Annotated in this window: 28 protein-coding genes and 1 other RNA gene; 25 read left to right on the forward strand and 4 right to left on the reverse strand. The window is 27.7% G+C overall.

The features are described 5' to 3' along the window. Positions 1-20 precede the first annotated feature (20 nt). Positions 21-1,313: a branched-chain amino acid transport system II carrier protein gene (gene brnQ, locus TVTCOM_RS05930; protein WP_434798930.1), complete on the reverse strand. Its 1,293-nt coding sequence runs from the start codon at positions 1,311-1,313 to the stop codon at positions 21-23. Between the two features lie 493 nt (positions 1,314-1,806). On the opposite strand from brnQ, the gene TVTCOM_RS05935 reads away from it, so the two are divergent. The 14 genes from TVTCOM_RS05935 to TVTCOM_RS06000 all read left to right on the forward strand — a co-directional run bounded on the left by TVTCOM_RS05935 (position 1,807) and on the right by TVTCOM_RS06000 (position 14,166). Then, on the forward strand, positions 1,807-3,015 hold the full coding sequence (locus TVTCOM_RS05935) for a NupC/NupG family nucleoside CNT transporter (RefSeq protein WP_434798931.1): 1,209 nt from the start codon (positions 1,807-1,809) through the stop codon (positions 3,013-3,015). 159 nt (positions 3,016-3,174) lie between these two features. Further along, positions 3,175-3,518: RNase P RNA component class A (rnpB, locus tag TVTCOM_RS05940), an RNA gene on the forward strand. A gap of 164 nt (positions 3,519-3,682) precedes the next feature. After that, entirely contained in the window at positions 3,683-4,798 is a 1,116-nt protein-coding gene (locus tag TVTCOM_RS05945) for an SH3 domain-containing protein (protein WP_434798932.1), read from the forward strand. Positions 4,799-4,941: 143 nt separating this feature from the next. Beyond that, positions 4,942-5,991, forward strand: a complete 1,050-nt coding sequence (gene galE, locus TVTCOM_RS05950; protein ID WP_434799721.1) for a UDP-glucose 4-epimerase GalE — start codon at positions 4,942-4,944, stop codon at positions 5,989-5,991. A gap of 21 nt (positions 5,992-6,012) precedes the next feature. After that, positions 6,013-6,450 (forward strand): COG2426 family protein, encoded by a 438-nt coding sequence (locus tag TVTCOM_RS05955; RefSeq protein ID WP_434798933.1) that lies wholly within the window; start codon positions 6,013-6,015, stop codon positions 6,448-6,450. 97 nt (positions 6,451-6,547) lie between these two features. Then, positions 6,548-7,879 carry a L,D-transpeptidase family protein gene (locus TVTCOM_RS05960; protein ID WP_434798934.1) on the forward strand — a complete coding sequence of 444 codons (1,332 nt, stop codon included), beginning with the start codon at positions 6,548-6,550 and terminating at the stop codon, positions 7,877-7,879. A 301-nt stretch (positions 7,880-8,180) separates the two neighbouring features. Next, positions 8,181-8,855 carry a sugar transferase gene (locus TVTCOM_RS05965; RefSeq protein ID WP_434798935.1) on the forward strand — a complete coding sequence of 225 codons (675 nt, stop codon included), beginning with the start codon at positions 8,181-8,183 and terminating at the stop codon, positions 8,853-8,855. A 165-nt stretch (positions 8,856-9,020) separates the two neighbouring features. Further along, positions 9,021-9,806, forward strand: coding sequence for a glycosyltransferase family 2 protein (locus tag TVTCOM_RS05970; protein ID WP_434798936.1), 786 nt, complete (start codon positions 9,021-9,023; stop codon positions 9,804-9,806). A gap of 105 nt (positions 9,807-9,911) precedes the next feature. Further along, complete coding sequence (locus TVTCOM_RS05975; protein WP_434798937.1) at positions 9,912-10,907, forward strand: NlpC/P60 family protein; 996 nt, start codon at positions 9,912-9,914, stop codon at positions 10,905-10,907. 153 nt (positions 10,908-11,060) lie between these two features. After that, the gene (locus tag TVTCOM_RS05980) at positions 11,061-11,741 is read left to right on the forward strand and encodes a hypothetical protein (protein WP_434798938.1); all 681 of its coding nucleotides are present in this window, start codon (positions 11,061-11,063) and stop codon (positions 11,739-11,741) included. Between the two features lie 14 nt (positions 11,742-11,755). Beyond that, a complete protein-coding gene (locus tag TVTCOM_RS05985; protein WP_434798939.1) occupies positions 11,756-12,268 on the forward strand; it encodes an amidase domain-containing protein in 513 nt (170 codons plus the stop codon). 94 nt (positions 12,269-12,362) lie between these two features. Further along, positions 12,363-13,175, forward strand: a complete 813-nt coding sequence (locus TVTCOM_RS05990; RefSeq protein WP_434798940.1) for an N-acetylmuramoyl-L-alanine amidase family protein — start codon at positions 12,363-12,365, stop codon at positions 13,173-13,175. Positions 13,176-13,191: 16 nt separating this feature from the next. Then, positions 13,192-13,650: a hypothetical protein gene (locus tag TVTCOM_RS05995; protein WP_434798941.1), complete on the forward strand. Its 459-nt coding sequence runs from the start codon at positions 13,192-13,194 to the stop codon at positions 13,648-13,650. 114 nt (positions 13,651-13,764) lie between these two features. Then, positions 13,765-14,166, forward strand: a complete 402-nt coding sequence (locus TVTCOM_RS06000) for a hypothetical protein (RefSeq protein WP_434798942.1) — start codon at positions 13,765-13,767, stop codon at positions 14,164-14,166. Between the two features lie 75 nt (positions 14,167-14,241). On the opposite strand, the gene TVTCOM_RS06005 is transcribed toward TVTCOM_RS06000, so the two are convergent. From TVTCOM_RS06005 to TVTCOM_RS06015, 3 genes are read right to left on the reverse strand one after another with little or no spacing between them, the layout of a single operon-like run. After that, positions 14,242-14,814, reverse strand: a complete 573-nt coding sequence (locus tag TVTCOM_RS06005) for a manganese catalase family protein (protein WP_434798943.1) — start codon at positions 14,812-14,814, stop codon at positions 14,242-14,244. Positions 14,815-14,838: 24 nt separating this feature from the next. After that, entirely contained in the window at positions 14,839-15,105 is a 267-nt protein-coding gene (locus tag TVTCOM_RS06010; protein WP_434798944.1) for a spore coat protein CotJB, read from the reverse strand. Beyond that, positions 15,105-15,314 (reverse strand): spore coat associated protein CotJA, encoded by a 210-nt coding sequence (locus tag TVTCOM_RS06015; RefSeq protein WP_434798945.1) that lies wholly within the window; start codon positions 15,312-15,314, stop codon positions 15,105-15,107. The genes TVTCOM_RS06010 and TVTCOM_RS06015 overlap by 1 nt, the downstream gene beginning before the upstream one ends. A gap of 153 nt (positions 15,315-15,467) precedes the next feature. Here TVTCOM_RS06015 and TVTCOM_RS06020 point away from each other — a divergent pair, with 153 nt between their 5' ends. The 11 genes from TVTCOM_RS06020 to TVTCOM_RS06070 all read left to right on the forward strand — a co-directional run bounded on the left by TVTCOM_RS06020 (position 15,468) and on the right by TVTCOM_RS06070 (position 25,522). Further along, positions 15,468-16,337: a tRNA 2-thiocytidine biosynthesis TtcA family protein gene (locus tag TVTCOM_RS06020; RefSeq protein ID WP_434798946.1), complete on the forward strand. Its 870-nt coding sequence runs from the start codon at positions 15,468-15,470 to the stop codon at positions 16,335-16,337. Between the two features lie 95 nt (positions 16,338-16,432). Beyond that, positions 16,433-17,443, forward strand: coding sequence for an exonuclease domain-containing protein (locus TVTCOM_RS06025; protein WP_434798947.1), 1,011 nt, complete (start codon positions 16,433-16,435; stop codon positions 17,441-17,443). Between the two features lie 91 nt (positions 17,444-17,534). Further along, the gene (locus TVTCOM_RS06030) at positions 17,535-18,233 is read left to right on the forward strand and encodes a hypothetical protein (RefSeq protein ID WP_434798948.1); all 699 of its coding nucleotides are present in this window, start codon (positions 17,535-17,537) and stop codon (positions 18,231-18,233) included. Between the two features lie 24 nt (positions 18,234-18,257). Continuing rightward, positions 18,258-19,187 (forward strand): S8 family peptidase, encoded by a 930-nt coding sequence (locus TVTCOM_RS06035; protein WP_434798949.1) that lies wholly within the window; start codon positions 18,258-18,260, stop codon positions 19,185-19,187. Positions 19,188-19,363: 176 nt separating this feature from the next. After that, positions 19,364-20,035, forward strand: coding sequence for a cell division ATP-binding protein FtsE (gene ftsE / locus TVTCOM_RS06040; RefSeq protein ID WP_434798950.1), 672 nt, complete (start codon positions 19,364-19,366; stop codon positions 20,033-20,035). Continuing rightward, positions 20,035-20,931: a permease-like cell division protein FtsX gene (gene ftsX / locus TVTCOM_RS06045; protein WP_434798951.1), complete on the forward strand. Its 897-nt coding sequence runs from the start codon at positions 20,035-20,037 to the stop codon at positions 20,929-20,931. The genes ftsE and ftsX overlap by 1 nt, the downstream gene beginning before the upstream one ends. Before the next feature lie 21 nt (positions 20,932-20,952). Beyond that, complete coding sequence (locus TVTCOM_RS06050) at positions 20,953-22,044, forward strand: murein hydrolase activator EnvC family protein (protein ID WP_434798952.1); 1,092 nt, start codon at positions 20,953-20,955, stop codon at positions 22,042-22,044. A gap of 25 nt (positions 22,045-22,069) precedes the next feature. Beyond that, positions 22,070-22,591 carry a 3'-5' exonuclease gene (locus TVTCOM_RS06055; protein ID WP_434798953.1) on the forward strand — a complete coding sequence of 174 codons (522 nt, stop codon included), beginning with the start codon at positions 22,070-22,072 and terminating at the stop codon, positions 22,589-22,591. Positions 22,592-22,661: 70 nt separating this feature from the next. Further along, positions 22,662-24,055, forward strand: a protein-coding gene (locus TVTCOM_RS06060; protein ID WP_434796322.1) for an IS3 family transposase whose coding sequence is annotated in 2 segments (ribosomal slippage) — positions 22,662-23,121 and positions 23,121-24,055 — 1,395 coding nt in all. Because the reading frame shifts where the segments join, the coding sequence is not laid out codon by codon here. Positions 24,056-24,209: 154 nt separating this feature from the next. Next, positions 24,210-24,509 carry a hypothetical protein gene (locus TVTCOM_RS06065; protein WP_434798954.1) on the forward strand — a complete coding sequence of 100 codons (300 nt, stop codon included), beginning with the start codon at positions 24,210-24,212 and terminating at the stop codon, positions 24,507-24,509. Then, positions 24,500-25,522, forward strand: a complete 1,023-nt coding sequence (locus tag TVTCOM_RS06070) for a serine/threonine-protein kinase (RefSeq protein ID WP_434798955.1) — start codon at positions 24,500-24,502, stop codon at positions 25,520-25,522. The genes TVTCOM_RS06065 and TVTCOM_RS06070 overlap by 10 nt, the downstream gene beginning before the upstream one ends. Positions 25,523-25,639: the final 117 nt, after the last annotated feature.

A 25,639-nucleotide genomic window follows, 5' to 3' on the forward strand; every position in this document is an offset into this window, starting at 1 on the left:
CCTATAAATAGGTCATTTTTTTATGCACTAATCTTATTTAAATTTTCTTTATTGTTATTATCTTTTATTATAAATTTTCCTACAAGTCCTCCTATTATAGCTGGTATTACCCAGTTAAATCCGATGGAGTTTAGAGGTAATTTATGTACAAAGTTTATATTTATACCTAAACTATCAACAACGTTTAATAAACTTATTAATAAAGTTACATAAGCTGAACATTTAAAGACTGCAGATTTAGAAAAACATTTGTTAAAAGTACTCATAATTACTAATAATATTGAAACAGGATAAATAATAATTAAAATTGGAGCTGCAATAGCTATTATTTTATCTACGCCTAAATTAGAAGCTACAGAACTAAATATACAAATAAAAGCAACTAAATGAGAGTATTTCAATTTTTTATTAGTTACATCTTCAAAATATTTAGCAGTAACAGAAGTTAAACCTATGGCTGTAGTAAGGCATGCAAAGGCAACAATTATTCCCAATAATATGATTCCGCTTTTACCTAGTAAACTATTAGTTATATTTATAAGTAAAGTAGTTTGAGAAATAGATGCATCATATACTGTTGAAACTGTTGAACCTAAGTATGCTAATCCACCGTATACAATAACTAGGCCACATCCAGCAATAAGTGCAGACTTTAAAGTCATAGATATATTTTCTTTTTTATCAGTATATCCTTTGCTTATAAAAGAAGTCATTATTAAAGTTGTAACCCCGCCTATTCCCAAAGCATCCATAGTTTGATATCCTTGACTAAGTCCACTTACAAATAAATTAGGGTTATTATTTATATTTAACTCACCAAGAGGAGATATAATCCCCTTTATTATTAAAACTCCTAAAGCAAGTAGAAGTATTGGAGTTAAAAATTTGCCTATTATATCCATAACTTTTGTAGGTCTTATTGTTAATATAAATGTTAAACCAAAAAACAAAACAGAAAAAATTACTGAATTAATAGAAGAAGTGAGTGGCAGCATACTCATTTCAAAAGTTGTAGCTGCTGTCCTTGGTATAACTAATATAGGGCCAAGACAAAGCATCATTATAACTTCTAAAGTAATTCCAAATTTTTTGCCAGCTTTTCCAACAACATCTTGGAAAGAGCCAGCTTTAGCTACCGCATTTATTGATAACAAAATTATTCCTACATCAGCTAACACAAATCCTAAAAAGCTTATTATCCAATTATTGCCTGATGTCATACCTATAAAAGGAGGGAAAATTAAATTTCCTGCTCCAAAAAACATAGAAAAAAGGGCAAAACCAATTATTATAATATCTTTATTTTTATTCATTTTTAACACCTCAAATTTAAATTTTTATATATAAAAAGCCACATAGTATACACTATGTGGCTTTAGGCCTAGGATTAATAAAAGCCACATAGTAATTATCCACGTGGCTTTACATAACAAATTAATTCTAGCCATCATAGATACAAATTTTTACGATTTGTATCTATGATGATTTTATATATCTCATAAATACAAATCTACCTAAAATAGCTAAAATAATATAAATTAAATTGTGATTTTTTAGTTAGATTTATACTTTTCATTATTCTTCTCCTCAAATTAATGTCACTTTTTACCTCATGAAGTAATGATACAAAATTTACTGAAAATTGTCAACATACAAATTTTTTACTTTTAATAAATTTGTATGTAGAAAAATGTAGAAATATGTATAAAAAGATTGAAAAAATATGCAAATACAGTATATAATGATTGAGATATTAATATATATAAAAAAATTGATACGAAAAAATATGGAAGACGGGTTGATAAAATGACAATATTATTAAACATAATAGGTATAATTGTTTTATTAGGTGTATTATATGTATTCTCTTCAAATAGAAAGTTAATAGATAAGAAGATGATATTAAAAGCATTAGTATTACAATTTGTATTAGCATTCTTGCTAGTTAAATTTCCTTTAGGACAAGTAATAATTGAGAAAGTATCTGATGTGGTAACTAATATATTAGGTTATGGAAAAGAAGGTCTTGAGTTTATATTTGGATCTTTAGCTAATGGTGGAGCACCATCAGGATTTATATTTGGAATACAAACATTAGGAAACATAATATTTATATCAGCTTTAGTTTCAGCATTATATTATTTAGGCGTTATAGGTGCTGTTGTTAAAGTAATCGGTGGTATAATAGGTAAAATACTTGGAACTTCAAAAGTAGAGAGTTTTGTTGCTACTGCAAATATGTTCCTAGGACAAACTGAATCACCAATACTAGTAAGTAAATATTTAAAAAATATGACTGAAAGTGAAATAATGCTTGTTTTAGTTTCAGGAATGGGTAGTATGTCTGCTACAGTACTTATGGGATACTCAGGTATGGGTATACCAATGAAATATTTATTAATAGGTGGAGCTTTAGTTCCTCTAGGTAGTATAATAGTTTCAAAACTTATGTTACCAGAAAATAAAGAATTAAAAATGGATGAAGCTGAAGAAATTAAGATTGATAATAAAGGTGATAATCCTAACTTAATATCAGCAATATCTCAAGGAGCGAATGATGGACTTAACATGGTTTTTGGTATAGGTGCGTCTCTTATAGCAATATTATCTTTAGTTGCACTTGTTAATGGTATCCTTGGAATATTTGGATTATCTTTAGAGCAAATATTCTCTTTATTATTTGCACCACTAGGATATTTAATGGGACTTGATATGAACAATGCTCAGCTTGCAGGTCAATTACTTGGAAGTAAATTAGTATTAAATGAATTTGTTGCCTTTGGTCAATTGGGAGAAATTATAAAAACTCTTGACCCAAGAACAGCTTTAGTTCTTTCTGTTTCATTATGCGGATTTGCTAATATAGGTTCTATAGGTATATGTATATCTGGAATATCTGTATTTTGTCCGGAAAAAAGAAATCAATTAGCTAAGCTAGCGTTCAGAGGAATGATAGGTGGTTTTACAGTAAGTGTACTTAGTGCATTAATAGTTGGATTAATAGCAGCAATATAGCATGTATTAAAAAAGGAGTCTTTATGGCTCCTTTTTTAATACATTTAAATTTATACTTATAATTAAATTTAAATGTATTTTAAGAAAAATAAGTTATAATTTAGTTGGAATATAATGGTTTTGACAAAAATAATTTCATATGGTAATATGTATAGAGATTAAGTAAGTCAGATAATCGCAGGTAGCATTTGCTACGTGAGGAAAGTCGGAGCTCCATAGAGCAGGGTGCTAGGTAACGCCTAGTGGGAGTGATCCTAAGGAAAGTGCAACAGAAAATTACCGCCAAGATTTTCTTGGTAAGGATGAAAAGGCGAGGTAAGAGCTCACCGTTTCTCAGGTGACTGAGAAAGCCGTGTAAACCCCACCTGGAGCAAGACCAAAACAGGGCTAAAAGAGTATTGCTCGTACTCTCCGGTAGGTAGGTCGCTTGAGCATATTGGTGACAATATGCCTAGATAGATGATTATCAAATACAGAACTCCGCTTATAGATTTGCTTGATTATAAGAATCCTAATAGGGTTCTTTTTTTATGTCTATAGTCAATCATACTAATTTATAATTATTATATAAGTTAGAAAAAAAGAGGTTAGAAATATTGGTTTTTTTGTTAAATTATGCTAAAGTTTTAATATGGGGAAAGATTTTTGTAAATATGGGGGAAAACAGATGAAAAAAATTGAAAAAGTAATACTTGGTTCTTTAGTAGTTGGTACAACAGTATCATCTAGTATAGTATTTGCTCAAGCTGAGAAATTAGGGGAGACTCAGAGCTATTTAACTTATAATTTAAATATGAGAAAAGGACCAGGAACAGACTACATATCTATAGGAACTTTAAAAAAAGGTACAATAATAACGCCATTAGAGTATTCACAGGATAAATTATGGGTCAAAGTGAAGTATAATAATCAGTATGTATGGATGTGTACCAAATATATTAAAGAAGTTGAAAACAATAATAATGAAACTGATAAAAAACTTGGTGATTATAAAACAAAGGAAAGGTTAAACCTTAGAAAAGGACCATCAACTGATAATACTATAATATTAACTATACCAAGTGGAAATACATTTAAAGTTATTGATTTTTCTAGTGATAATAAGTGGGCTAATGTGAACTATAATAATGAAACTGGTTGGGTCAATACTGCTTATATAGAAAAAATATCTTCACAAGATGATAATAACACTTCTAAATATGAAGACTATATAACTACTTCATCAGTAAATATTAGAACAGGCCCTTCTATTAATTATATAAAAATAGGCATGTTATCTAAAGATGTAGTAGTAAAACCAATAGCTTTTGATAAATATGGTGAATGGATTAAATTTAATTTTAACGGAAAAGAAAGCTGGGTTTGTAAGTCTTATTTAAAAAAAGCAAATGAAAACAATACATTATATACAAGATATACAAGTGCAAATATAAATCTAAGAATAAGTCCAAGTGTTAATAGTACAAAAATATTTATAATACCAAAAAACGCTAAAGTGAGTGTTTTATCATATAATAGTAATAAAACTTGGGCACAAGTAAAATATAATAATAATTCAGGGTGGGTAAGCGCAACATACTTAACATCAAAAGTAGAACAAGATTATAAGTTGGGCACTACTACAACTAGATTAAATCTTAGACATTTACCTAATTTAGATGGTAAGACATTAATTACAATGCCAAGTGAGGCGAGTGTTAAAATATATGAAGAAAAAAATGGATGGCTAAAAGTAAGCTATAATAATATTGTAGGTTATTGTGCAGCCATATATGTAAAATAAATATCCTATAAAAAAACATCTTATAGATTAATATAAGATGTTTTTTTTATAGAATGAGCAAAAGTATAAAATTGAATAATATTCAAAAATATGGTAAATTCAACTTATGCTAAAGAATATAATAGTTAATTTTAGGGGGAATAATTATGGTATTAGTTACAGGAGGGGCAGGATATATAGGAAGTCATACAGTTGTGGAGCTATTAAATGAAAATTATGAGGTTGTAATAGTAGATAATTTATGTAATAGCGATAAATTAGTATTAGACAGAATAAGAAAGATAACAAATAAGGAATTTAAATTCTACAATATAGATGTGACAGATAAAAATTCTTTGAAAACTGTATTTGAAGAAAATGATATTGATTCTATAATTCATTTTGCTGCATTAAAAGCAGTAGGAGAATCTGTTGAAAAACCTTTAGAGTATTATAAAAATAATTTGATAGGAGCGTTAGTTGTATTTGAGTTAATGAAAAGGTTCAATGTAAATAACTTTGTTTTCTCCTCATCGGCAACAGTATATGGAAAGCCAGAATATTGTCCAATAAAAGAGGATTTTCCACTTTCAACAACAAATCCTTATGGAACTACTAAGCTTATGATAGAAGACATGATGAGAGATTTAAGTAAAGCTAATGAAGATCTCAATTTAGCTATTCTTAGATATTTTAATCCAATAGGGGCTCATATTAGTGGTATGATAGGTGAGAATCCAAGTGGCACTCCAAATAATTTAATGCCATATATAACAAAGGTAGCTGTTGGTCATCTAAAAGAACTTAGTGTATTTGGAGATGATTATGATACACATGATGGAACCGGAGTTAGAGATTATATACATGTAGTTGATTTAGCAAAAGGCCATTTGGCAGCGCTAAAAAAACTTAAAGAAAAACCAGGTTTAGTGACTTATAATCTAGGAACAGGACAAGGTTACAGTGTCTTAGATTTAGTTAATTCCTTTGAAAAGGCAAACAGTATAGAGATACCATATAAGATAACTGATAGAAGACCAGGTGATATAGATATGTGCTATGCAGATCCGACTAAGGCATATGAAGAGTTAGGATGGAAAGCAGAATTTGGTATTGAAAGAATGTGTGAAGATTCATGGAGATGGCAAAGTAATAATCCAAAAGGATATGAAGAAAAGGATGAATTATTAGATATGATTACATCTAAAATATAATTTTTATATAGGAGGTGTGAATTGGAGTATTTAAGAATAATGATTTTATCAATGGTTCCAATTACAGAACTAAGGGGTGCCATACCCATAGGAATAGCATTGGATTTAAATCCTATAGGGGTATATATTGCCAGTGTATTAGGTTCCACATTAGTGGCCATACCACTTGTATTGGCATATAGACATGTGGCCAAATTTTTAAGAGATAAAAAAATATTTGTTTCTTTATTAAATAAAATAGATAACAAAATAGAAGTTAGTATGAAGAAAATGAAGGCAGTTTCCATAATAGGTATTATATTATTTGTTGGTGTACCTTTACCAACAACGGGAACATGGACCGCAGCAGCTATAGCATCGATTTTAAGAATGAGACTTAAAGAGGCACTATGTGGAATCTTTATTGGAAATGCATTATCTGGATTAATTGTAAGTTTGTTGTCTTACCATATAATTTAAAAAGTATGTAATAAAATTGTCATCATTTATCGTGGTAAAATATGCTAGAATATTATTGTATAATATTTTACCTTATCATAGGCAAGGGGGATGAAATATGAAGAAAAGGTTTAAATCATTTTGTACAATATTATTGGCAACAGTAATGATATTAGCTTCGAGTGTACCAGTAGCAAATGCAGCAACTCGTCAAATAATTATAGTTAACTCAAAAAAAAATACTTTAAATTTCTATGAAAATTATACTTTAGTAAGGAAATTTAAATGTGCAACAGGAAAATCAAGTACGCCAACACCTCAGCGCAAAACAACTATAGTTAATAAAATTAAAAATAGACCTTATTATAAAGGTAAGATTCCAGGAGGAGATCCAAGAAATCCTTTAGGAAAAAGATGGATGGGACTAAATATGTATGGATATGGAACTACATATGGAATTCATGGAAATAACAATGAAAGCTCTATTGGTAAAAATATAAGTGGTGGATGCATAAGAATGCATAACAAAGACGTAGAGTGGCTGTATAATAAAATAAGAGTTGGTGCTACAGTAATAATAAAAAATACATCTAATAGTGATGTATGGATTGCTAATCAATATGGTATAAAACTTAGAAATACATGGCATACAAAGAATGGTTATAAATATTATTGCAAGTCAAATGGTAAATATGCAACTGGTTGGTATACTATTGATAATAAAAGATATTACTTTGATAGTAAGGGAAGAATGCAAACTGGCTTAAAAACAATCTCTGGTAAGAAATATTATTTAGGCAAAGATGGAGCAAGACAAATAGGATGGCAAACAATCTCTGGTAAAAAATACTACTTTAAAAAATCAGGAAGCACAAAAGGTCAAGCATTAAAAGATAAGAGATATATAGATGGATCTTACTATTATTTTGATAAGAACTATGTAATGATAACTAATAAAAAGATAAAAATTGGAGATAGCTATTACTATTTTGGAAAAGATGGGAAAATGCAAACAGGATGGCAAACAATCTCTGGTAATAAGTACTACTTTGAAAAATCAGGAAGTACGAAAGGTCAAGCAGTAAAAGGTAAGATATGTATAGATGGAGATTACTACTATTTTGATAATAATTGTATAATGGTAACTGATAAAAAGGTTAAAATAGGAAATGATGATTACTACTTTGACAGTGATGGAAAAATGGTTAAGAATAAGGAAGTTGAATCTTATTACTTTGGTAGTGATGGAAAAGCTTATAAATCTTGTGAAAAAGAAATTGATGGTTATATTTATACTTTTGATAAGGTAGGAAAGATAGTTAATGAAGTTGAAATTAAAGAAATTACAAATGACTCTGAAAAAATCCAAAATTCTCAAAAAACAGATGAACTACAAAATAAGGAAATAAATGAAAATAAAGAAGATGCTTCTTTAGAAGAGGTTATATAAATGTAGAAGGTCTACTCATTGATTAATAATGAGGAGGCCTTTTTATTTATGACAAAAAAATAAGAAAAATTTAAGGTTCCAGTACAAGGTCAAAGTGCGTATCCAGATGATGATTTTAAAATTTTTTAACACATTGATTCAAAAATTAACTTTAAATTAATATGAATTTAATATGAAAAACTTTTAAAACAAATTAAAAATATTGATATAAGCAACTTAATAAACTATAATGTTAATAGAATGTTAAATGGAACAAAATGGTAGCAATAAGCGTATTTGTGCACAGGGGGGTATAAGCACAATGATGGGTCAATATGTTGAGAAATTTGAAGAAGATGTTTGTAACTTTAGCAGTGAAATAGTAGCAAACATAGATTACTCCATAGTAAATGACTCTTTCTTATTTAAAATATATCATAGAATACTTGACATAATAATTTCAATAATTGGCTTGGTAATTTCTATACCGGTGATAATAGTCTTTGGTTTTTTAATTAAAAAAGAAGATGGAGGTCCTATTTTTTATAAACAAGATAGATTGGGCAAGGATGGCAAAATAATCTTTATATATAAATTAAGATCCATGAGAATTAATTCAGAAACTAATGGAGCTATGTGGGCAGAAAAAAATGATCCGAGAGTTACAAAGGTTGGAAAATTTATACGAAAGACAAGAATTGATGAAATACCACAGTTTTTAAATATTTTAAAAGGAGAAATGAGTATTATTGGTCCTAGGCCAGAGAGACCTACTTTGACTATGGAATTTAATGATGAAATACCAGGTTTTATTAACAGATTAGTAATTAAACCGGGTCTTACAGGATATGCTCAAGTGCATGGAGGATATGAAATATCTCCAGAAGATAAAATAAAAGAAGACTTATATTATATCAAAAATAGAAGTGTTTTTTTAGATTTGTCTATATTATTTAAAACCGTAAAGGTGATTTTTACTGGAGAAGGTGCTAGATAAATAAAAAATTATTATTCATTATAACTTTTCTTGAAAAATTTTCGTAAAATATATATAATAATATAATAAAAATATAACAAAAGTTGAACATAACGAAAAAATAGGGAGAGATTAATAATAATCTCTCCCTATTTTTACATATTTAATAAAAAGGGGGAAATTTATGTGGATAATAAATTAGTATCTATAATTACACCTATATATAATGGTGAAAAATATATTGAAGAATGTATAAAAAGTGTATTAAATCAAAGTTATAAAAATATAGAAATGATAATTATTGATGATGGATCTACAGATAATAGCGAAAATATAATAAAAAAGTATACTAATAGTTTTCCATTTATTAAATATATAAAATGTAATGAAAATAATGGTGTTTGGGCAGCTCGAAATATAGGTTTAGAAAATGCAAATGGTAGATTTATTTCATTTTTAGATGCAGATGATTTGTATAAAAAAAATAAAATTAAAAAACAGATGAATTTTATGTTAAACAATAATTATTCTTTTACATATACGGCTTATGATTTAATTAATGAAAATAGTACAAGTTTAAATAAAGTTATTAAAGCAAAAAAATATGAAGATTATGAAACCCTTTTAAAGGGAAATGACATAGGTTGTTTGACCGTTATGATAGATAGGCTAAAAATTAACACGACCATAAGTTTTGAAAACTATCATCATGAAGATTTTGTATTATGGTTAAAAATATTAAAAAATAATGTAGTAGCCTATGGATTAGATGAGGTTTTGTCTTCTTATAGAAAATCCAACTCATCTTTAAGTCATAATAAAATAAAGGCAGCCATATGGACTTGGAATATATATATTAATATTGAAAGACTACCATTAAATAAAGCCTTATATTGTTTTTCTAAATACATAATTAATGGATTTAGAAAGAATGATTACAAAAAAGAGACTACATGTTTCTACTTTTTGTAGTAAATATTTGCCAAAAAAAATTTATTTTTGTAAAATACTGGTAATTAGAATTTGAACTATGTTATAATAGTTACAAATAAGTTACAAAGGGGGGATGTGTGGAGTATGGTTTTTAATAAAAATAAGAAGGGAATATCAAAAGCAATGGCAATGGGGATACTTACTACAAGTATGGTGCCTGTAGTTGCTTTAAATGAAAATGTGGAAGCAAAAGAAGTTACATCTACAAGTCAACAAGAGAAAACAACTAAAGTTGTAGAGGTAACATGTTCTGCTCTTAATGTTAGAAAAGGTCCAAGTAAGGATTATTCTATAGTTAGTACAGTAACAAAAGGAACTCAACTTAAATACATTTCTACAAGCAGTAATGGTTGGTATAAAGTTGAATATAAAGGTACGACTAGATATATTAGTAATAATTACTCAAGATTAAAAACTATATCAGGAACATCAAATGAAAATAAGGACACTATAAAAAATGTAGGGAAGGTAACATCTTCTGCTCTTAATGTTAGAAAAGGTCCTGGAACTAATTATGGTGTTAAAAAAACAATAAAAAAAGGTAGTGTTGTAGGAGTAATAAAATCATATAGCAATGGATGGTCTAAGGTGAAGATATCTGAATCTTCAACAGGATATGTATTTTCTGACTATATGAAAACATACTCAGGAGATTCTGGTGATATTAAAGTAACGTACTCTAAATCTTCTACATCATCAACAACTAACAAAAAACTTGATACAGTAATATCTACAGTAAAAGCACAAGTAGGTAAGCCTTATGTATATGGAGCAGCAGGACCAAACTCTTTTGATTGTTCTGGACTTACATACTACTCTTATAAAAAGGCAGGAATTTATTTGAATAGAAGTTCTAGGGATCAAGCATCAAATGGAAAATATGTTAGCAAGAGTAATTTAAAACCAGGAGATTTAATTTTCTTCAATAGTGGTACAAATAGTATACGTCATGTAGGTATGTATGTGGGAAACAATAAATTTGTTCACTCACCAAGCCCAGGAAAAACAGTAAGATATGAAAGTTTATCAACTTCATATTATGTAAAAGGATATGTAACAGCAAGAAGAATAATTGAATAATTGATATAATTAGCTATAATGAGAATTTTATTTTCGTTATAGCTTTTTTTAATTGTTATTATAATACTTTGTTATTATTTATAATTATATAAATAATAATAAGGTCATTTTCATATTATTAAATATAAAAGTATAAAGGGGAGGGCAGCGATTATGGTTGTAATTGCAAAAGAACTTCTACAATATGAGAAAGATTATATTAAATACTATATAAACTTTCCCAAAATATATTATAAACAAGAGGATGACAAAGATTATATAAAAAATGAAATGATAGAAAGTGTAAATCAAATTATATTTGAAGATATAATGACTTTTATGGATGTGGTAGAGGATACCTATAACGTAAATAGTGAAGATCATATTCATATTAATAGTATCACAGAATTTCAGGTTGGATATTTATCAAAAGATATAATAAGTTTAGCTATTGAATTTTCACAACTGGCAGGATTTCATGATATAAGTTATTTGAAGGGTTATAACTTTGATTTCAAATCAAAAAAAGATATTATTTTAAAAGATCTATTTAAGGAAAATGTGGATTATATAAAAATACTTAAAAAATATATATTGATTCAAGCTAAAACACTAATTTCAGAATTGTTAAAATATGAAGAAGACAATTTATATCAAATAGTTGAAGAGAATATCTGCTTAGATGAAGAAAATATATTTTATTTTACTCACGAGTATTTAATATTACCTTTTTCTTCTTGTGAAATAGATAAAGAAATTTTAAACCTAATTGAATTTAAAATACCTTTTAATAAAATTTATCATTATCTTAGTGGATATGCTGTAAAAAATATTGTAAAGAAAATAGTGCTTTAGTATGGGGTGAAATTATGTTTTATGAATATGATAGAATAGCTGCTGTTCAGTATGCAAGACAATGGGCACTGAAAAGAAACCCTAAATTTCAAGATTATGAAGATTGGGGAGGTAATTGTACCAACTATATTTCTCAATGTGTAAATGCAGGAGGAGTTCCCATGGACCCTTATGGTGGCAATGTGATGAAACAGTGGTATTGGTATAGTGATAAAAAGAGAACACCTAGTTGGACGGCGGCACAGCCATTTTTTGAGTATTTTACTGGAAATAACAATAGTAATACACAAAATTTTGGAGTATACGCAGCAGAAGCCGGCTATGATGACTTAGAGTTAGGTGATATTGTTCAATTAATAAAATATGGGAAAGCATATCATACAATGATAATAACGGGAATATTACTTGACGGAGGTAAAGTTTATGATTACCTTGAAAGTCAAAATACTTATGATTTATTAGATTACCCTTTGAGTTTGAAGGTTGGAGAAAGACGATATTTAAAGATATTTGGATATTATATGTGATTAGTAAAGTTGAAAAGAATCATTCTTGGTGTTAAAATAAATTTATCAGAATTATTTTCAATATATGGGACAATATGCTAAGAAGGGTGAAATTATGGCAAGACAAAACAAAAAAGGAAAACATGGCAAAAAAAGAACTAGAATAAATAAAAGAAAATTGATTCTTGTAGTTGTAGGTCTATTAATAGTAGCATTTAGTTTATTTAAAGTTTTACAAACTGTATTTTCAGGTATATCTGTGGCAAAGGAGAATGTAGGATCTCTTATTACAGCCGTATTTGGAGCTGGTGAAGATACTAGCAAAGTAAACAAAGAAAAACAATTTGATTTGGAAGATGAAGGTACTACAGAAAAGAAGAAATATGTAGTATACATTGATGTAGGTCATGGTGGTACAGACGTAGGATACAAAACAAGTAATGGAGTTTTAGAAAAAGATTTAGATTTGCAAATAAGTAAATTAGTATCATCTAGATTATCTTCTCAAGGCGATATTAGTGTAGTTGTGTCACGAAATACAGATACTACATTATCTAATAGCGAAAGAGTAGAAGATGCTAATAAACAAAATGCCAATCTTTTTGTGTCGATTCACATGACTGGAAATGAAGATAGTAAAGCTGAGGGAGTTCAAACATTTTATAGGGTGGAGGCAGATGATGCTTCAGATGAACTTGCAACACTTGTACAAAAGTCTGTATCAGCATATGTAGACCTAAAGGATAGAGGAGTTACACCTTTCACATTTGATGTATTACAAGGCAATAATATGCCATCAATATTAATACAATGTGGTTTTTTAAGTAATCCTAAAGAAGAAAAAAAATTAATAAATCCTGAGTTCCAAAAAGATTTGGCAGAAGGTATATATCAAGGAATTTTATCTTTTTTAGATGCTCAAGGATAAAACAGGAGGAAAAATAATGGAAAATCTACAAGTAAAGAAAGTTTTACTAGAGGAATCCTTAAGAAGAAAATCTATGGAAAATATGTTTACTATTGTAGAAAAAGATAACCTAGTTTTATTTAGATCTTTTCAAGATATTTATACTAATAATTGTTTGACAGCAATAATATTAAGTGAATCTGCTTATACAATGATTAATATTTTCTTTGGAAAATTAGCATTGGAAGATAAAAGAGATGAAGTATTAAATTTAATCAATAGTTTAAATACTGCTTATACAGCAAATAAATTTGTACTTAGTCAAAGCAACGAACTTATTCTTCAAGTACCTTATATATCCTTAACCGATGATTTTAATGGGGAAGTAGTAATTGATTTGTTGCGTGAGTTGTTAATAATATTAGTAAAAAAAGAATATATTAAGTTTCAAGGCATACTAGGAGATAGTATGATGATGGACTTTTTAAATAGTTAATAAAAAATCCTTAAGCATTTGCTTAGGGATTTTTTTAGTTGAAATAATTATGTATAAAAAAATATATATGAGGGTAATAATCTCTAATAAGAAATTTTAAAGAAGGGATTTATTATGTGTAAGATAACTGATTTTTATCAATATAAGTACTGTAGAGGAAATTATTTTATCAATGTATTTATTAATAAAGAGTCAGCAAAAGGAATCAAGTCATTATTAATAGAAAAATTAAAAGAAAGAAATTTAAATAAAGAATATAGATGTGTTTATACTATTTTGTTGGACAAAATTAATAAAAATGTTAAAGAAAGTGTATATGTAAAACTTAGAATAAATAAATGCTATTTACAATATTTAAAGGATTTATATTATGATTATTATGATAGAGAAGAAAGTGTATATGTTAAAGAAGTAATATGTCATTTACAATACTTTATTGAAGAAGATGGAGAGAGTGTTTTTAAATTTTATGATTTGATGGAAAATACCAAAATAAGTGTTTTATCAAAAATGTAAATATTAATTTAAACAAATATTAAAGGTTGCAGGTGAAAAATTTTACTTGCAACCCCCTTTAAATATATCTATAAGTTAAAATACTTTCTTACAATCAGTATAATCATAAACGTCCATTAAAGCTTCCCCAAATCTTTGATAATGAACAATTTCTCTCTCTGCTAAAAATCTTAATACAGCAATTATATCAACATCATCAGTAAGGTTTATTAGTTGATAATAAGTAGCTAAGGCTTTTTGTTCAGCAGCCATATCTTCATGTAAATTAGTTATTGAATCACCAAATACATTAATGTAAGAAGTGGTAAAAGGTACACCGTTAGCATCGCTTGGTTGTAATCCATGTCCAAATTGAGCAAAATTTGGCCCTAGTCCACATGCTTTCATTTCTTCTGGTGTAGCATTTTCAGTTAACTGATAAAGCATAGATGATATTACCTCAACATGAGCAAGTTCTTCTGTACCAATATCTGTTAGTAAACCCTTTGTTTTTCCAGTAGGCATAGTATATCTTTGTTGTAAATATCTAAGTGCAGCGGCCATTTCTCCATTAGGTCCACCAAGTTGAGTCATTATAAGTTTAGCCATTCGTAAATCCTTAGACTTTAAAACAACTGGAAATTGTAACGTCTTTTCATATATCCACATATATTTAATCCCCCTATTTTTTAACTATCTATAATATTCTTTTTGCCATGGCCAAGGATCATCAACCCATTGGAAAGGACAAGCACTACTACTATGACCAAAATTCATCAATGGTCCATATTTTTTTTCATAAGATTTAACTGCTTGCTCAAATTGTTGACCTAATGAGTTATATAATAAAACAGCATTTTTATCCTCTGGATGATTATCCAAATATAAATTTAAATCTACACATGCAAAGCATAGTTCTTGAATTTTTATTATTTGTTCTGCTCTAGTCATAATAGCCATTATCTTTTACCTCCTACTCTCTTTTTAGGTGATGAGTATAATGCTGGGTTGTACATTTCAGAATTATATAGATTTAATTCTGGGAAAATTGTACCATATTTTAAAGCACATTCAAGATTGTATATTTTTGTAAGCACTTGATCATTTACATATGGTCTTACTAAACAGCAACCACAGTTTTGCGAAACTCCTCTAGATGTATTTTCCATATTGTCAAAACCTCCTTGTTGAATTAGATATTTCTATCTTAATTCTATACTATTCCAATTATTCAAAATCGTGAGTACTTGCTTGTATAAAACATATGAAATATGATAAAATTAATTTTATGCATAGATATGTATAGAATATGAGGTGAAAAGATGAGTGAATTAGCAGGAAATGGCTGTCAAATAATAGTACCTTTTGATGAGCGTAAACCTTTAAAAGAAATCGAAAAAAGTATATTAAAAAAATATAGAAAATACACTTGGTCTAAATTTATAAAAGCAATAAAGGATTATAAATTAGTTGAAGAAGGAGATAAAATTGCTGTAGCTATATCTGGTGGAAAAGACAGTTTACTTATGGCAAAAATGTTTCAAGAATTAAAAAGACACGGGCAAGTTAATTTTGAATTGGAATTTATAGCAATGGATCCAGGATATCATAAAGATATAAGACAATTATTAATTGATAATTGTGAGTACCTAGAAATACCAATAAAATTATTTGATGCAAATATATTTGAAGTTGCAGACGAAATAGCAAGTGATTATCCTTGTTATATGTGCGCAAGAATGAGAAGAGGGGCATTATATAACAAAGCTGAAGAATTAGGGTGTAATAAACTAGCCTTAGGTCACCATTTTGATGATGTTATAGAAACTACAATGCTTAACTTATTATGTGCTGGAAACTTTAAAACAATGCTGCCAAAACTTAATTCAACAAACTTTGATGGAATACAAATAATAAGACCTCTTTACTATATAAGAGAAGAAAGTATTATTAAATTTATACAAAATAGTGGAATATGGCCATTAAATTGTGCATGTATGGTTGCAGCTAAAAAGACAGGAAATAAAAGATATGAAATTAAAGACTTAATTAAATCTTTAGGGGATAATTTCCAAGAAGTTGAAAAATCAATATTTAGAGCAGCTCAAAATGTATACTTAGATTCAGTTTTAGGCTGGGAACAAGATGGAAAAAGACATTCCTTCTTAGATAAATTTGAAGATGAAGAATAAAATATAAAATAACCGTTGAAATAACAATTCAACGGTTTTTCTTTATATTAATTATGATAAAATATAGTTATAGCTATAAAGAGAGGGGAATTATTTTGAAGAAAATTTACATGGATTTTGAAATGAATATGCCAAGTTCCAAAAGTAAGAGGGAGAGTTTTAAAGCAGAAATTATAGCCATAGGAGCCGTAAAATATGATACTAAAAGTGGAGAAATAGATAAGTTTAAATCTTTAATCAAACCGGTAACTAGTCAAGAAGTATTTCCTCATATTGAGGAACTTACCCATATAACAACAAAAGATTTGGAAACTGCTCCTTCTTATGAAAATGTTATGAGAGATTTTAAATCATGGCTTGGTATATATTCAGATATTGAAGGAATTTATACATTTGGAAATTTGGACTTAACTTGTTTCAATTATACAGATAGGATAAGTTCTCAAAAAAATAATCATCCGAGATTTTTAAACAATATAAGAGATTTATTTGTGGATATTAAAGATAAGTATATAAATCAAGGTATAAAATGTATGAACTATGTGTCTTTGAAAAATCTTTTAGAATATGCAAATGTGAAGTTTTGTGGTGATGCGCATGACCCATTGTACGATGCATATAATTTATATATATTAGATAAGGTATTAGAAGAAAATGATAAAATAAGAAATTTACTAATAATACATGATTTTTTAAAACAGCCGTTTACTACTTTAAATGAAGATTTGGAAAATAGATTTGAAGAATATAGACAGTATTTATATAATCAAAGTGGGGAGTTTGATATTTACTGTATATCTTTAGAAGTTATTAAAACAATTAAGATATATTTAACATCTATAAAAGAAATAAATGTTCATGAGATAGATATTGTTCGAGATATAAGTAAAAAGTTAGAATCTTTAGATAAGTTAAAGGATATAAAAGAAGGATATTTTTATGTGTTAGATAATTTGTGCATTGATATGAAAGAATTATTAGACGATGCTCTTTTATATAAATTGAATCAACAAGAATATGAAGATGAAATAGATAATATAATTGATTTATTTAATGAAGATTTACAAGTAGAGAATATAACTGAAGTAGCAACAGATATAACGTAAAATGATTTCAAAAGAAATCATTTTTTTGTTTTAAATAATAAATATTATAAATATAAATAAGAAAGAGGATTATGTAAGAGGAGGAGGTTGTATGTTTATAACTACAGTTATAAAAATGTCTACTTTAATAAAAATAATATTTTTTATTGTTATTGCAGTAGTAATAATAAGATATATAAAAAATATTAAAACAACAGTAGTAGGAGGTAAAAAAACGATTAATTACTTATTAAGAAGAAACACCAAATCATTCCTTAAAAATAGATACAAAATGTTTAATATACATAGTAGGGATGAAGACGCTAAGGTGTACAACATAAATCGGAATGAAGATGTAATAAGATATGCTAATGGAGATATTTATAAGGGTCAAATTAAAAATGATAAAAGAGAAGGGCTTGGAACTTGTTACTTTGCAAATAAGGATGTTTACGAGGGAATGTGGAAAGATGACAAAATGGAATGTGTAGGTAAATATGTATTTGCAGATAAATCTTTCTATAGTGGAGATTTTAAAAATGGATGTAAGGAAGGTATAGGAGTTTACACTTGTGATGATTACAAATATATTGGTCAGTACTATGCAGATAGAAAGGGAAGAGTGGGAACATTCCATCTACCAAAAAATTCATATTTAAAAGTTATTATTGAAAATGGAACAATTGTGGAAGGAACATATATAAGAGAAGGACATGAAGACGAGTATATTTATAATGTTGATTTAAGTAATGAAAGAGAAGTGATTAAAAATATTAGATCTTATTTTGTAAAAGATGTTTCTAATATATAATTTAATAATATTGGAGTGAATATTATGAAAAACCAAAATGATGATTATAAAGTAAAACTTATTCCCTTTATTATGAATCGTGGATTAAAAAATGTAGAAAAAACACCTTATGGAGTAGCTATGATTCAAGCAAAGAGTATGTGGATTGAGTCTAGTAGAGGTGAGGGTATAAATATTGCAGTAATAGACTCGGGTTGCGATATCGACCATGAAAGTTTAAAGGACAATATTGTACTTGTTAGAAATTTTACCGATGAAGATAAGAAAAATCCTAATCTAGTAATAGATAGAGTTGGACATGGTACTCATGTGGCAGGAATTATAGCTGCCAATGGAAATAATAATACAGTAGTAGGAGTAGCTCCATGGGCTAATTTATATATTTTAAAAGCTATTGATAGAAGTGGAAGCGGAAAAGTAAGCTGGGTAATTAATGCCATAAATTATGCAGTGGAGAAGAAAGTTGATATTATTTCAATGTCTCTTGGTATGCCAAACAATGACCCGAAGCTAGAAAAAGCAATAAAACAAGCTGTTAATAACAATATATTAGTAGTATGTGCTGCTGGTAATGAAGGAGATGAAAATACAGATAATTTTGAATACTCATATCCTGCATCTTATGTAGATGTAATATCAGTGGGGGCAGTAGATAAAAAAGGTGCACCTGCTAGTTTTTCAAATTCCAACTTAGTTGTTGACTTGGTGGCACCAGGGGTGGATGTTATATCCACTTACCCTAATAATCAATTTGCAAGTTTAAGTGGAACAAGTATGGCAGCACCCCATGTTAGTGGAAGTTTAGCACTACTTAAAAATTGGTCTCGTGAAGAATTTCAAAGAGATTTAACTCAAGAAGAGATTTATGCACAGCTTATAAAATATACAAAAAATTTAGGATATCCTAGAACAGTGCAAGGTAATGGGTTGATTTATTTAAAAGATAAAAAATAAATAGTTTTTTTAGCTTGAAACTTAATTATAATAAGTTTCAAGCTCTTTTTTTTGTAAAAAATATAAAATTTTATTTTTTACCTCAAAATTTTACAAAAAAATGATATAATAAATTAGAAAGTAACAAAATTGTAACTAATTAGGTACCTAAAATTAAAATACATGGAGTTGAGACAATGATTAAATTTACAAAAGTAGAGAAGCAATACTCTGACGGAAATAAATGTCTAAAAGATATAAATCTTAAAATAGATCAAGGAGAATTTATTTTTTTAGTAGGGCATTCAGGTGCGGGAAAATCAAGCCTTCTAAAATTAATAACTAGAGAAGAAAAAGTTACAGAAGGTACAATTATAGTTAATAAAAAAAATATAACTACAATAAAAAACTCAATGCTACACAAATACAGAAGAAATATAGGAATAGTTTTTCAAGACTATAGATTGATTAAAGAAAAAACTGTATATGAAAATGTAGAATTGGCACTTAGGGTAGTAGGAGAAAATCCTAAGAATATAAGACCTAAGGTTATGAAAGTTTTAGAAAGAGTAGGAATAGCTCATAAATATAAAAAATATCCAGATGAATTATCAGGTGGCGAGTGTCAAAGAGTTGGAATAGCAAGGGCCTTAGTAAATGATCCTTCTATTATAATTGCCGATGAGTGTACAGGAAATCTAGATATGGATAATTCTATTTCTATAATGAAGCTACTAGAGGAAATAAATAAAAGAGGTATTACAGTAATCATGGCGACACATAACTTAGAGTTAGTAAGAGAATTCCCTAGAAGACTTGTTAAAATCGAAGGTGGCAAAATAATTTATGACACAAAGAGGTGCGAATAATGAAGATAATATCAAAAATAACATATAGTTTGAAGCAGGGATTAAAAGGTGTATTTAGTAATAAAACCATGAGTTTGATTTCTGTAGTTTCAGTAACGTCAGTTTTAGCTATACTTGGAATGGTATTATGTATAGTATTAAACATTAATTCATTTATGGAGAAAACGCAAAATGAAGTAAATGAGATGAGAGTAGCTTTAGATTCAAAATTAAGCGAAGATAATAGGTTAAAAGTAAAAGAAGAATTAGAAAAAATAAATGAAGTTGAGAGAGTTGAATATCAAACAAAGGATGAAGCTTTTGACAATATGAAAGAAAATTTTGGTGACGATAAAGAGTTATTAGAAGGCGTTAAAAATCCTTTAGATGACTACTTTATAGTAACTATTGCTAATTCTCAGGAAATAAAAACCTTGGCAAAAAGTATGGAAAAAATAGAAGGTGTTATAGAAGTTCAATATTATGAAGAAATTATGGAAAACTTTATAACAGCATCAAAGACAATAAAACAATTTGGAGGAATTGTAATAGGATTTTTATTAATAGTTTGTTTAGTATTAATATCTAATACAATAAAAGCTAGAGTATATAGCAAGAAAGAAGAAATACAAGTTATAAAATATATAGGTGGTAGTAATAGATTTGTTATAGCTCCATTTATAGTAGAAGGATGTATAATAGGTTTATTTGGTTCTTTAATATCTATTGGTATATGTACAGGAATGTACAAGTATGTAGTGGAAAATATGCAAATATCTCTAAATTCAATTGTTGGAGATATGATGTTACCTCTTTCAAGCGTATCCTACTTACTAGTTGTGGTATTATGTGTTACAGGAATAATAGTAGGGATATTAGGAAGTGGATTATCTGTAAAAAAATATTTAAAAGTATAAAAAATAATTTGGGGGAAAAGTATGAAGAAAATAATATCAACGGCTTTAATTTGTTCAATGTTATTCTCAGCTAGTAGCATGGTATATGTTAATGCTGAAAATACAGAAAGTAAGCTAAAGTCTAATCAAGAAAAACAAGACGAATTAGATATAAAGATAAGTAATTTAAATGAAAAGAAAGAAAAAGTAGAAGAAAAAATTAACCTAGCAAATAAAAAAATAGAAAAAATAAATAATGAATCAGAACAATTAAAAGAAGATATTAAGAAATTAGAAGAAGATATAGCTTCAAATGAAGAAATCTTAGGAGATAGATTAAAAGTTATAAATAATAACTATACATTAGGTTATTTAAAGGTTATACTAAGTAGTAATTCTATTTCTGACTTTTTAAATAATGTTTATATAGTACAAGAAGTTGTAGCACAAGATAAACAAATGCTAAAAGATTTAGAATCTGATAAAAGTGAAATAGAAGTAAAAAAAGCAACATTAGATAAAAATAAAGAAGAAGCCAAAGTAATTAAAGATGAGTTAATAAAAGATAAGGAAAGCTTAGAGGAAGATAAATCAGAACTGAAAAAATTAAAGAAAGAATTAGTTAATGAAGAGGAAGCGTTAGAAGAAAAACTACAAAAAATAGCAGCAGAAAATGCTAAGTCTTCTAATGACTCAAATTCTAGTAAATCAAATTCTAGTAATTCAACTAATTCAAATACTGTAATATCAAATGGATCGTGGCCAGTACCTGGATATAGTACAATATCTTCTCCTTTTGGATATAGAATACATCCTGTGTTAGGTGTAAAAAAATTACATACAGGAATAGATATACCAGCTCCTACAGGAACTCCAGCAGTAGCTGTTGCTAGTGGAACAGTAATTTATTCAGGTGTTCAAGGTAGTTATGGAAATACAGTAATGATAAGACATGATAATGGTCTAGTATCACTTTATGCTCATAATAGTTCTTTAGTAGTTAAAGTAGGAGATAAAGTTAAAAAAGGACAAGTTGTTACTAAAATAGGGTCAACAGGAAGATCAACAGGTCCACATTTACATTTTGAAATTAGAGTAAATGGAACTCCTCAAAACCCATTAAATTACTTATAATCTTTTTGGATAAGGAGTAGTATCTATGCAAGAATATGTGGTAGTAGACTTAGAAACTACAGGACTAGACCCATATAATGGTTGTGAAATAATAGAAATAGGTATAACAGAAATAAAAAATAATCAAATTGTAAGAAATTATTCAAGATTAGTTAAACCAGATACAATTATACCTTCTTTCATAACAGGAATAACTGGTATAACAAATGAAATGGTAGAAAATGAAGAAGGCATAGAAACTGTTTTGCCTAGATTTAGAAAATTTTTAAGTAATCGAGTTATGATAGCGCATAATGCAAAGTTTGATTTGAAGTTTTTAAATTATTATTTACGAAAATATAATTTAGAACCTATAGACAATCATATATGTACTCTAGAAATGCTTAAAAAATGTAAATCATATAAAGGAAAAAATAAAAAACTGGAAACTGCATGTAATTATTATAATATTATTAATGAAAATGCTCATAGAGCTGATAGTGATACTAAGGCTACAGCGGAGTTGTTTTTGATAATAAAAGATGAAGTATTTCCAAAACTTATATAAAAAAGGGCTATAGATAAATGTACTGCGCCCCAATTGTTGGACCAAGATTCTAACGATTGGGGTGTTTTTTATGGTTAAATATAATTACGACTTTAAATTAAAAGTTGTAACAGCATATTTAAATGGAGAAGGTGGGTATAAATCAATAGCAAGGCAATATGGAATTCCAAACATTTCACAAATTCAAAGATGGGTGAGTGTATATAAGTCTCTTGGTAAAGATGCATTAAAAACAAAGAAAAAGCAGACTTCTTATCCTGTACAACTTAAACTTGATGTTGTAAACTATATGATTATAACTAAGTATAGTGCACAAGAAGTCGCTAACCATTTCGGAATTAATAATAGTACACTTGTATCAGCATGGATGCAGAAATTTTCAAATGGTGGTGTTGACGAATTGTCTAAAAGGAAAGGAATGCCACCTATGAATAAAAATAAAAAAGAAGAAAAACTAACAAGAGAACAAGAATTAGAACGTGAAAATGAATTACTAAAAGCGGAGCTTGCTTTTCTAAAAAAGCTGCGTGCTTCAGGGATGAATATTCCAGAAAGGTTAAAAACAAATACGAAGCAAAAATAATCTATGATCTTCGTAAAGAATTTAAATTATCTATTATCCTTGAAGCTACGAAGTTTCCTAAATCAACATATATGTATTGGCAAAAAAGATTTGAAGATGAAAATCCAGATGAAGAACTTGAAGGAAAAATCAAAAAAATCTTCAAAGATAATGACAAGAATTATGGCTATCGCCGAATTACATCTACATTAAAAAATTCTGGTATTGTTATTAATCAAAAGAAAGTTAGGAGACTTATGAAAAAACTGGAGCTTAAGTGTATATCATTTTCTCATAAATCACGTAAGTATAATTCATATAAAGGTACAATTGGAAAAGTAGCTAAAAATAGAATTAATAGAAGATTTAATACATCAATTCCACATCAAAAGATAACAACTGATACAACGGAATTTAAAATATATGAAACTAATAAAAACGGTAGATTAACTATAAAAAAAGCATATTTAGATCCATTTTTAGACATGTTTAATGGTGAAATTTTATCATATAGTTTATCAGAAAGGCCAGATTTCAAGTCTGTAAATTATGCTTTGGATGAAGCTATTATTATTACAAGTGACTGTCCTTATCGAAGAACTTTTCATTCAGATCAAGGATGGATATATCAAATGAAGCAGTATACAAATATACTTAAAGATAATAAAATATTTCAAAGTATGTCTCGAAAAGGAACATGCCTTGATAATTCTCCCATGGAAAATTTCTTTGGCATAATTAAACAAGAAATGTATTATGGAAAAATCTATAGAAGTTTTGAAGAGTTAGAAATAGCAATAAAAAAATATATTAACTATTATAATAATGAAAGAATTAAGGAAAAATTAAACTGGAATAGTCCAGTAAATTATAGAATGAAATATGAATTAAAAGCTGCATAAAATAAAAATACTGGAATGAAACATCACTCCAGTATAAAGTCCAACTTTTGGGTCTCAGTACAAAATCTATAGCTCTTTTTTATATGTAAATTTTGTGTTCAATAAAAGTATAGATTCATAGTATATATTAGTAGGAATAATAGGGGGATTAAGTATGAATCACATTTATGTAAATATTTATACAGATAAAGTTAAGTTTTACATAGTTTACTATGACCAAAGTGATAAGAGGAAAATTAAAGATGATGAAATTATATTGCCTATTTCCTTTAACATGGGTGATAAATTATATTATATAAAAAAAATAATAAGCACAATTATTAATCAATATAATATAGAATCATATTGTTTAGAGGTAGATAGTGATATAGGAGTGGAAATAGTAGATGCAGTTAAGATGGAAGGAGTTCTAGAAGAATTATTCTCAAGTAAAGGAGTAATGCTATGGAAATAAGTCCGAAATTAAACTTAAAAATATTACAAAAGATTAATTCAGAAGGTGTGAATTCAGCTTTGTATATAGTTGAAGATAGGCAACTTAACTGTGAAATGATATTAAAGCAAATAGATAAGAAGAAATTAAAAGAATATGATAAATATTTTGAAGAATCTAAAAAGATATCTTTATTAAATCATCCTAATATTATAAAAATTAATTATGCAACTTATGATGAGGAGTATATTTATATAACAATGCCTTATTATGAAAAAGGATCTTTAAATCATATATTGGATTCTAGAAGTTTAACAGTAAGAGAAATTATAAAATACTCTTTAGATTTTCTTTCAGCTCTTTATTATATACATGATAATAATATAATTCATTGTGATATAAAACCAAATAATATTCTCATAGATGATAATAATCAAGCTATACTTAGTGATTTTGGATCTTCTATAAAACTTGATATTCATGGATGTGGTAAGTTGAAAAATGTTTACTATAAGCATATAGCTCCAGAGCAGTGTTTTACATCAACTGTAGATGGTAGTATTGATGTTTATCAAGTTGGAACTACTTTATATAGGATGTGCAATGGAAATGAGGAATATAATAATCAACTTAAGAGATATAAAAATCTCAATGACTTAAAAATAGCCATATCAAAGGGAAAGTTTCCTGTAAGAAAAAAGTATTTACCACATATACCAAAATCTTTAATTGAAGTTATAGAAAAATGTTTACAAGTAAGTAGAGAAGATAGATATGAAGATATATTAAATATTTTAAATGATTTATCAAAAATTAATGAAAATCTTGATTGGAGATATGATAAAAGAAGCAAGGATTATTTTACATGGATAAAAGATGATAATTATATCATATTAAAACGAGAGGATAAAATATGGTCAATTGAATCGAATATTATAAAAGATACTAAAAGTAAGATGGAAGTAGAAAGTAAGGCTCAAGGATATAGAGTAATAAGAAAAATTATAAAGGAAAATGAAAAAACCCTACTTTAATCCGTTCAAGTAGGGTTTTTTATTAAAATATATTATAAAAAGGGGTTTATTAGGGAATATATTTTATTTGGGGAGTAATCAGTTATTGGGGAAATAACTGTATATTTATAATATACA

This window comes from Terrisporobacter vanillatitrophus, assembly GCF_051148895.1.
In the GTDB taxonomy this organism is placed as follows: Bacteria; Bacillota; Clostridia; order Peptostreptococcales; family Peptostreptococcaceae; genus Terrisporobacter; species Terrisporobacter vanillatitrophus.

Bases quoted from the DNA above. Each gene is read 5' to 3' on its own strand.
- brnQ (WP_434798930.1), bottom strand. From the start codon at position 1,313: ATGAATAAAAATAAAGATATTATAATAATTGGTTTTGCCCTTTTTTCT.
- TVTCOM_RS05935 (WP_434798931.1), top strand. From the start codon at position 1,807: ATGACAATATTATTAAACATAATAGGTATAATTGTTTTATTAGGTGTA.
- TVTCOM_RS05945 (WP_434798932.1), top strand. From the start codon at position 3,683: ATGAAAAAAATTGAAAAAGTAATACTTGGTTCTTTAGTAGTTGGTACA.
- TVTCOM_RS05960 (WP_434798934.1), top strand. From the start codon at position 6,548: ATGAAGAAAAGGTTTAAATCATTTTGTACAATATTATTGGCAACAGTA.
- TVTCOM_RS05965 (WP_434798935.1), top strand. From the start codon at position 8,181: ATGATGGGTCAATATGTTGAGAAATTTGAAGAAGATGTTTGTAACTTT.
- TVTCOM_RS05975 (WP_434798937.1), top strand. From the start codon at position 9,912: ATGGTTTTTAATAAAAATAAGAAGGGAATATCAAAAGCAATGGCAATG.
- TVTCOM_RS05980 (WP_434798938.1), top strand. From the start codon at position 11,061: ATGGTTGTAATTGCAAAAGAACTTCTACAATATGAGAAAGATTATATT.
- TVTCOM_RS05985 (WP_434798939.1), top strand. From the start codon at position 11,756: ATGTTTTATGAATATGATAGAATAGCTGCTGTTCAGTATGCAAGACAA.
- TVTCOM_RS05990 (WP_434798940.1), top strand. From the start codon at position 12,363: ATGGCAAGACAAAACAAAAAAGGAAAACATGGCAAAAAAAGAACTAGA.
- TVTCOM_RS05995 (WP_434798941.1), top strand. From the start codon at position 13,192: ATGGAAAATCTACAAGTAAAGAAAGTTTTACTAGAGGAATCCTTAAGA.
- TVTCOM_RS06000 (WP_434798942.1), top strand. From the start codon at position 13,765: ATGTGTAAGATAACTGATTTTTATCAATATAAGTACTGTAGAGGAAAT.
- TVTCOM_RS06005 (WP_434798943.1), bottom strand. From the start codon at position 14,814: ATGTGGATATATGAAAAGACGTTACAATTTCCAGTTGTTTTAAAGTCT.
- TVTCOM_RS06010 (WP_434798944.1), bottom strand. From the start codon at position 15,105: ATGGCTATTATGACTAGAGCAGAACAAATAATAAAAATTCAAGAACTA.
- TVTCOM_RS06015 (WP_434798945.1), bottom strand. From the start codon at position 15,314: ATGGAAAATACATCTAGAGGAGTTTCGCAAAACTGTGGTTGCTGTTTA.
- TVTCOM_RS06020 (WP_434798946.1), top strand. From the start codon at position 15,468: ATGAGTGAATTAGCAGGAAATGGCTGTCAAATAATAGTACCTTTTGAT.
- TVTCOM_RS06030 (WP_434798948.1), top strand. From the start codon at position 17,535: ATGTTTATAACTACAGTTATAAAAATGTCTACTTTAATAAAAATAATA.
- TVTCOM_RS06035 (WP_434798949.1), top strand. From the start codon at position 18,258: ATGAAAAACCAAAATGATGATTATAAAGTAAAACTTATTCCCTTTATT.
- ftsE (WP_434798950.1), top strand. From the start codon at position 19,364: ATGATTAAATTTACAAAAGTAGAGAAGCAATACTCTGACGGAAATAAA.
- ftsX (WP_434798951.1), top strand. From the start codon at position 20,035: ATGAAGATAATATCAAAAATAACATATAGTTTGAAGCAGGGATTAAAA.
- TVTCOM_RS06050 (WP_434798952.1), top strand. From the start codon at position 20,953: ATGAAGAAAATAATATCAACGGCTTTAATTTGTTCAATGTTATTCTCA.
- TVTCOM_RS06055 (WP_434798953.1), top strand. From the start codon at position 22,070: ATGCAAGAATATGTGGTAGTAGACTTAGAAACTACAGGACTAGACCCA.
- TVTCOM_RS06065 (WP_434798954.1), top strand. From the start codon at position 24,210: ATGAATCACATTTATGTAAATATTTATACAGATAAAGTTAAGTTTTAC.
- TVTCOM_RS06070 (WP_434798955.1), top strand. From the start codon at position 24,500: ATGGAAATAAGTCCGAAATTAAACTTAAAAATATTACAAAAGATTAAT.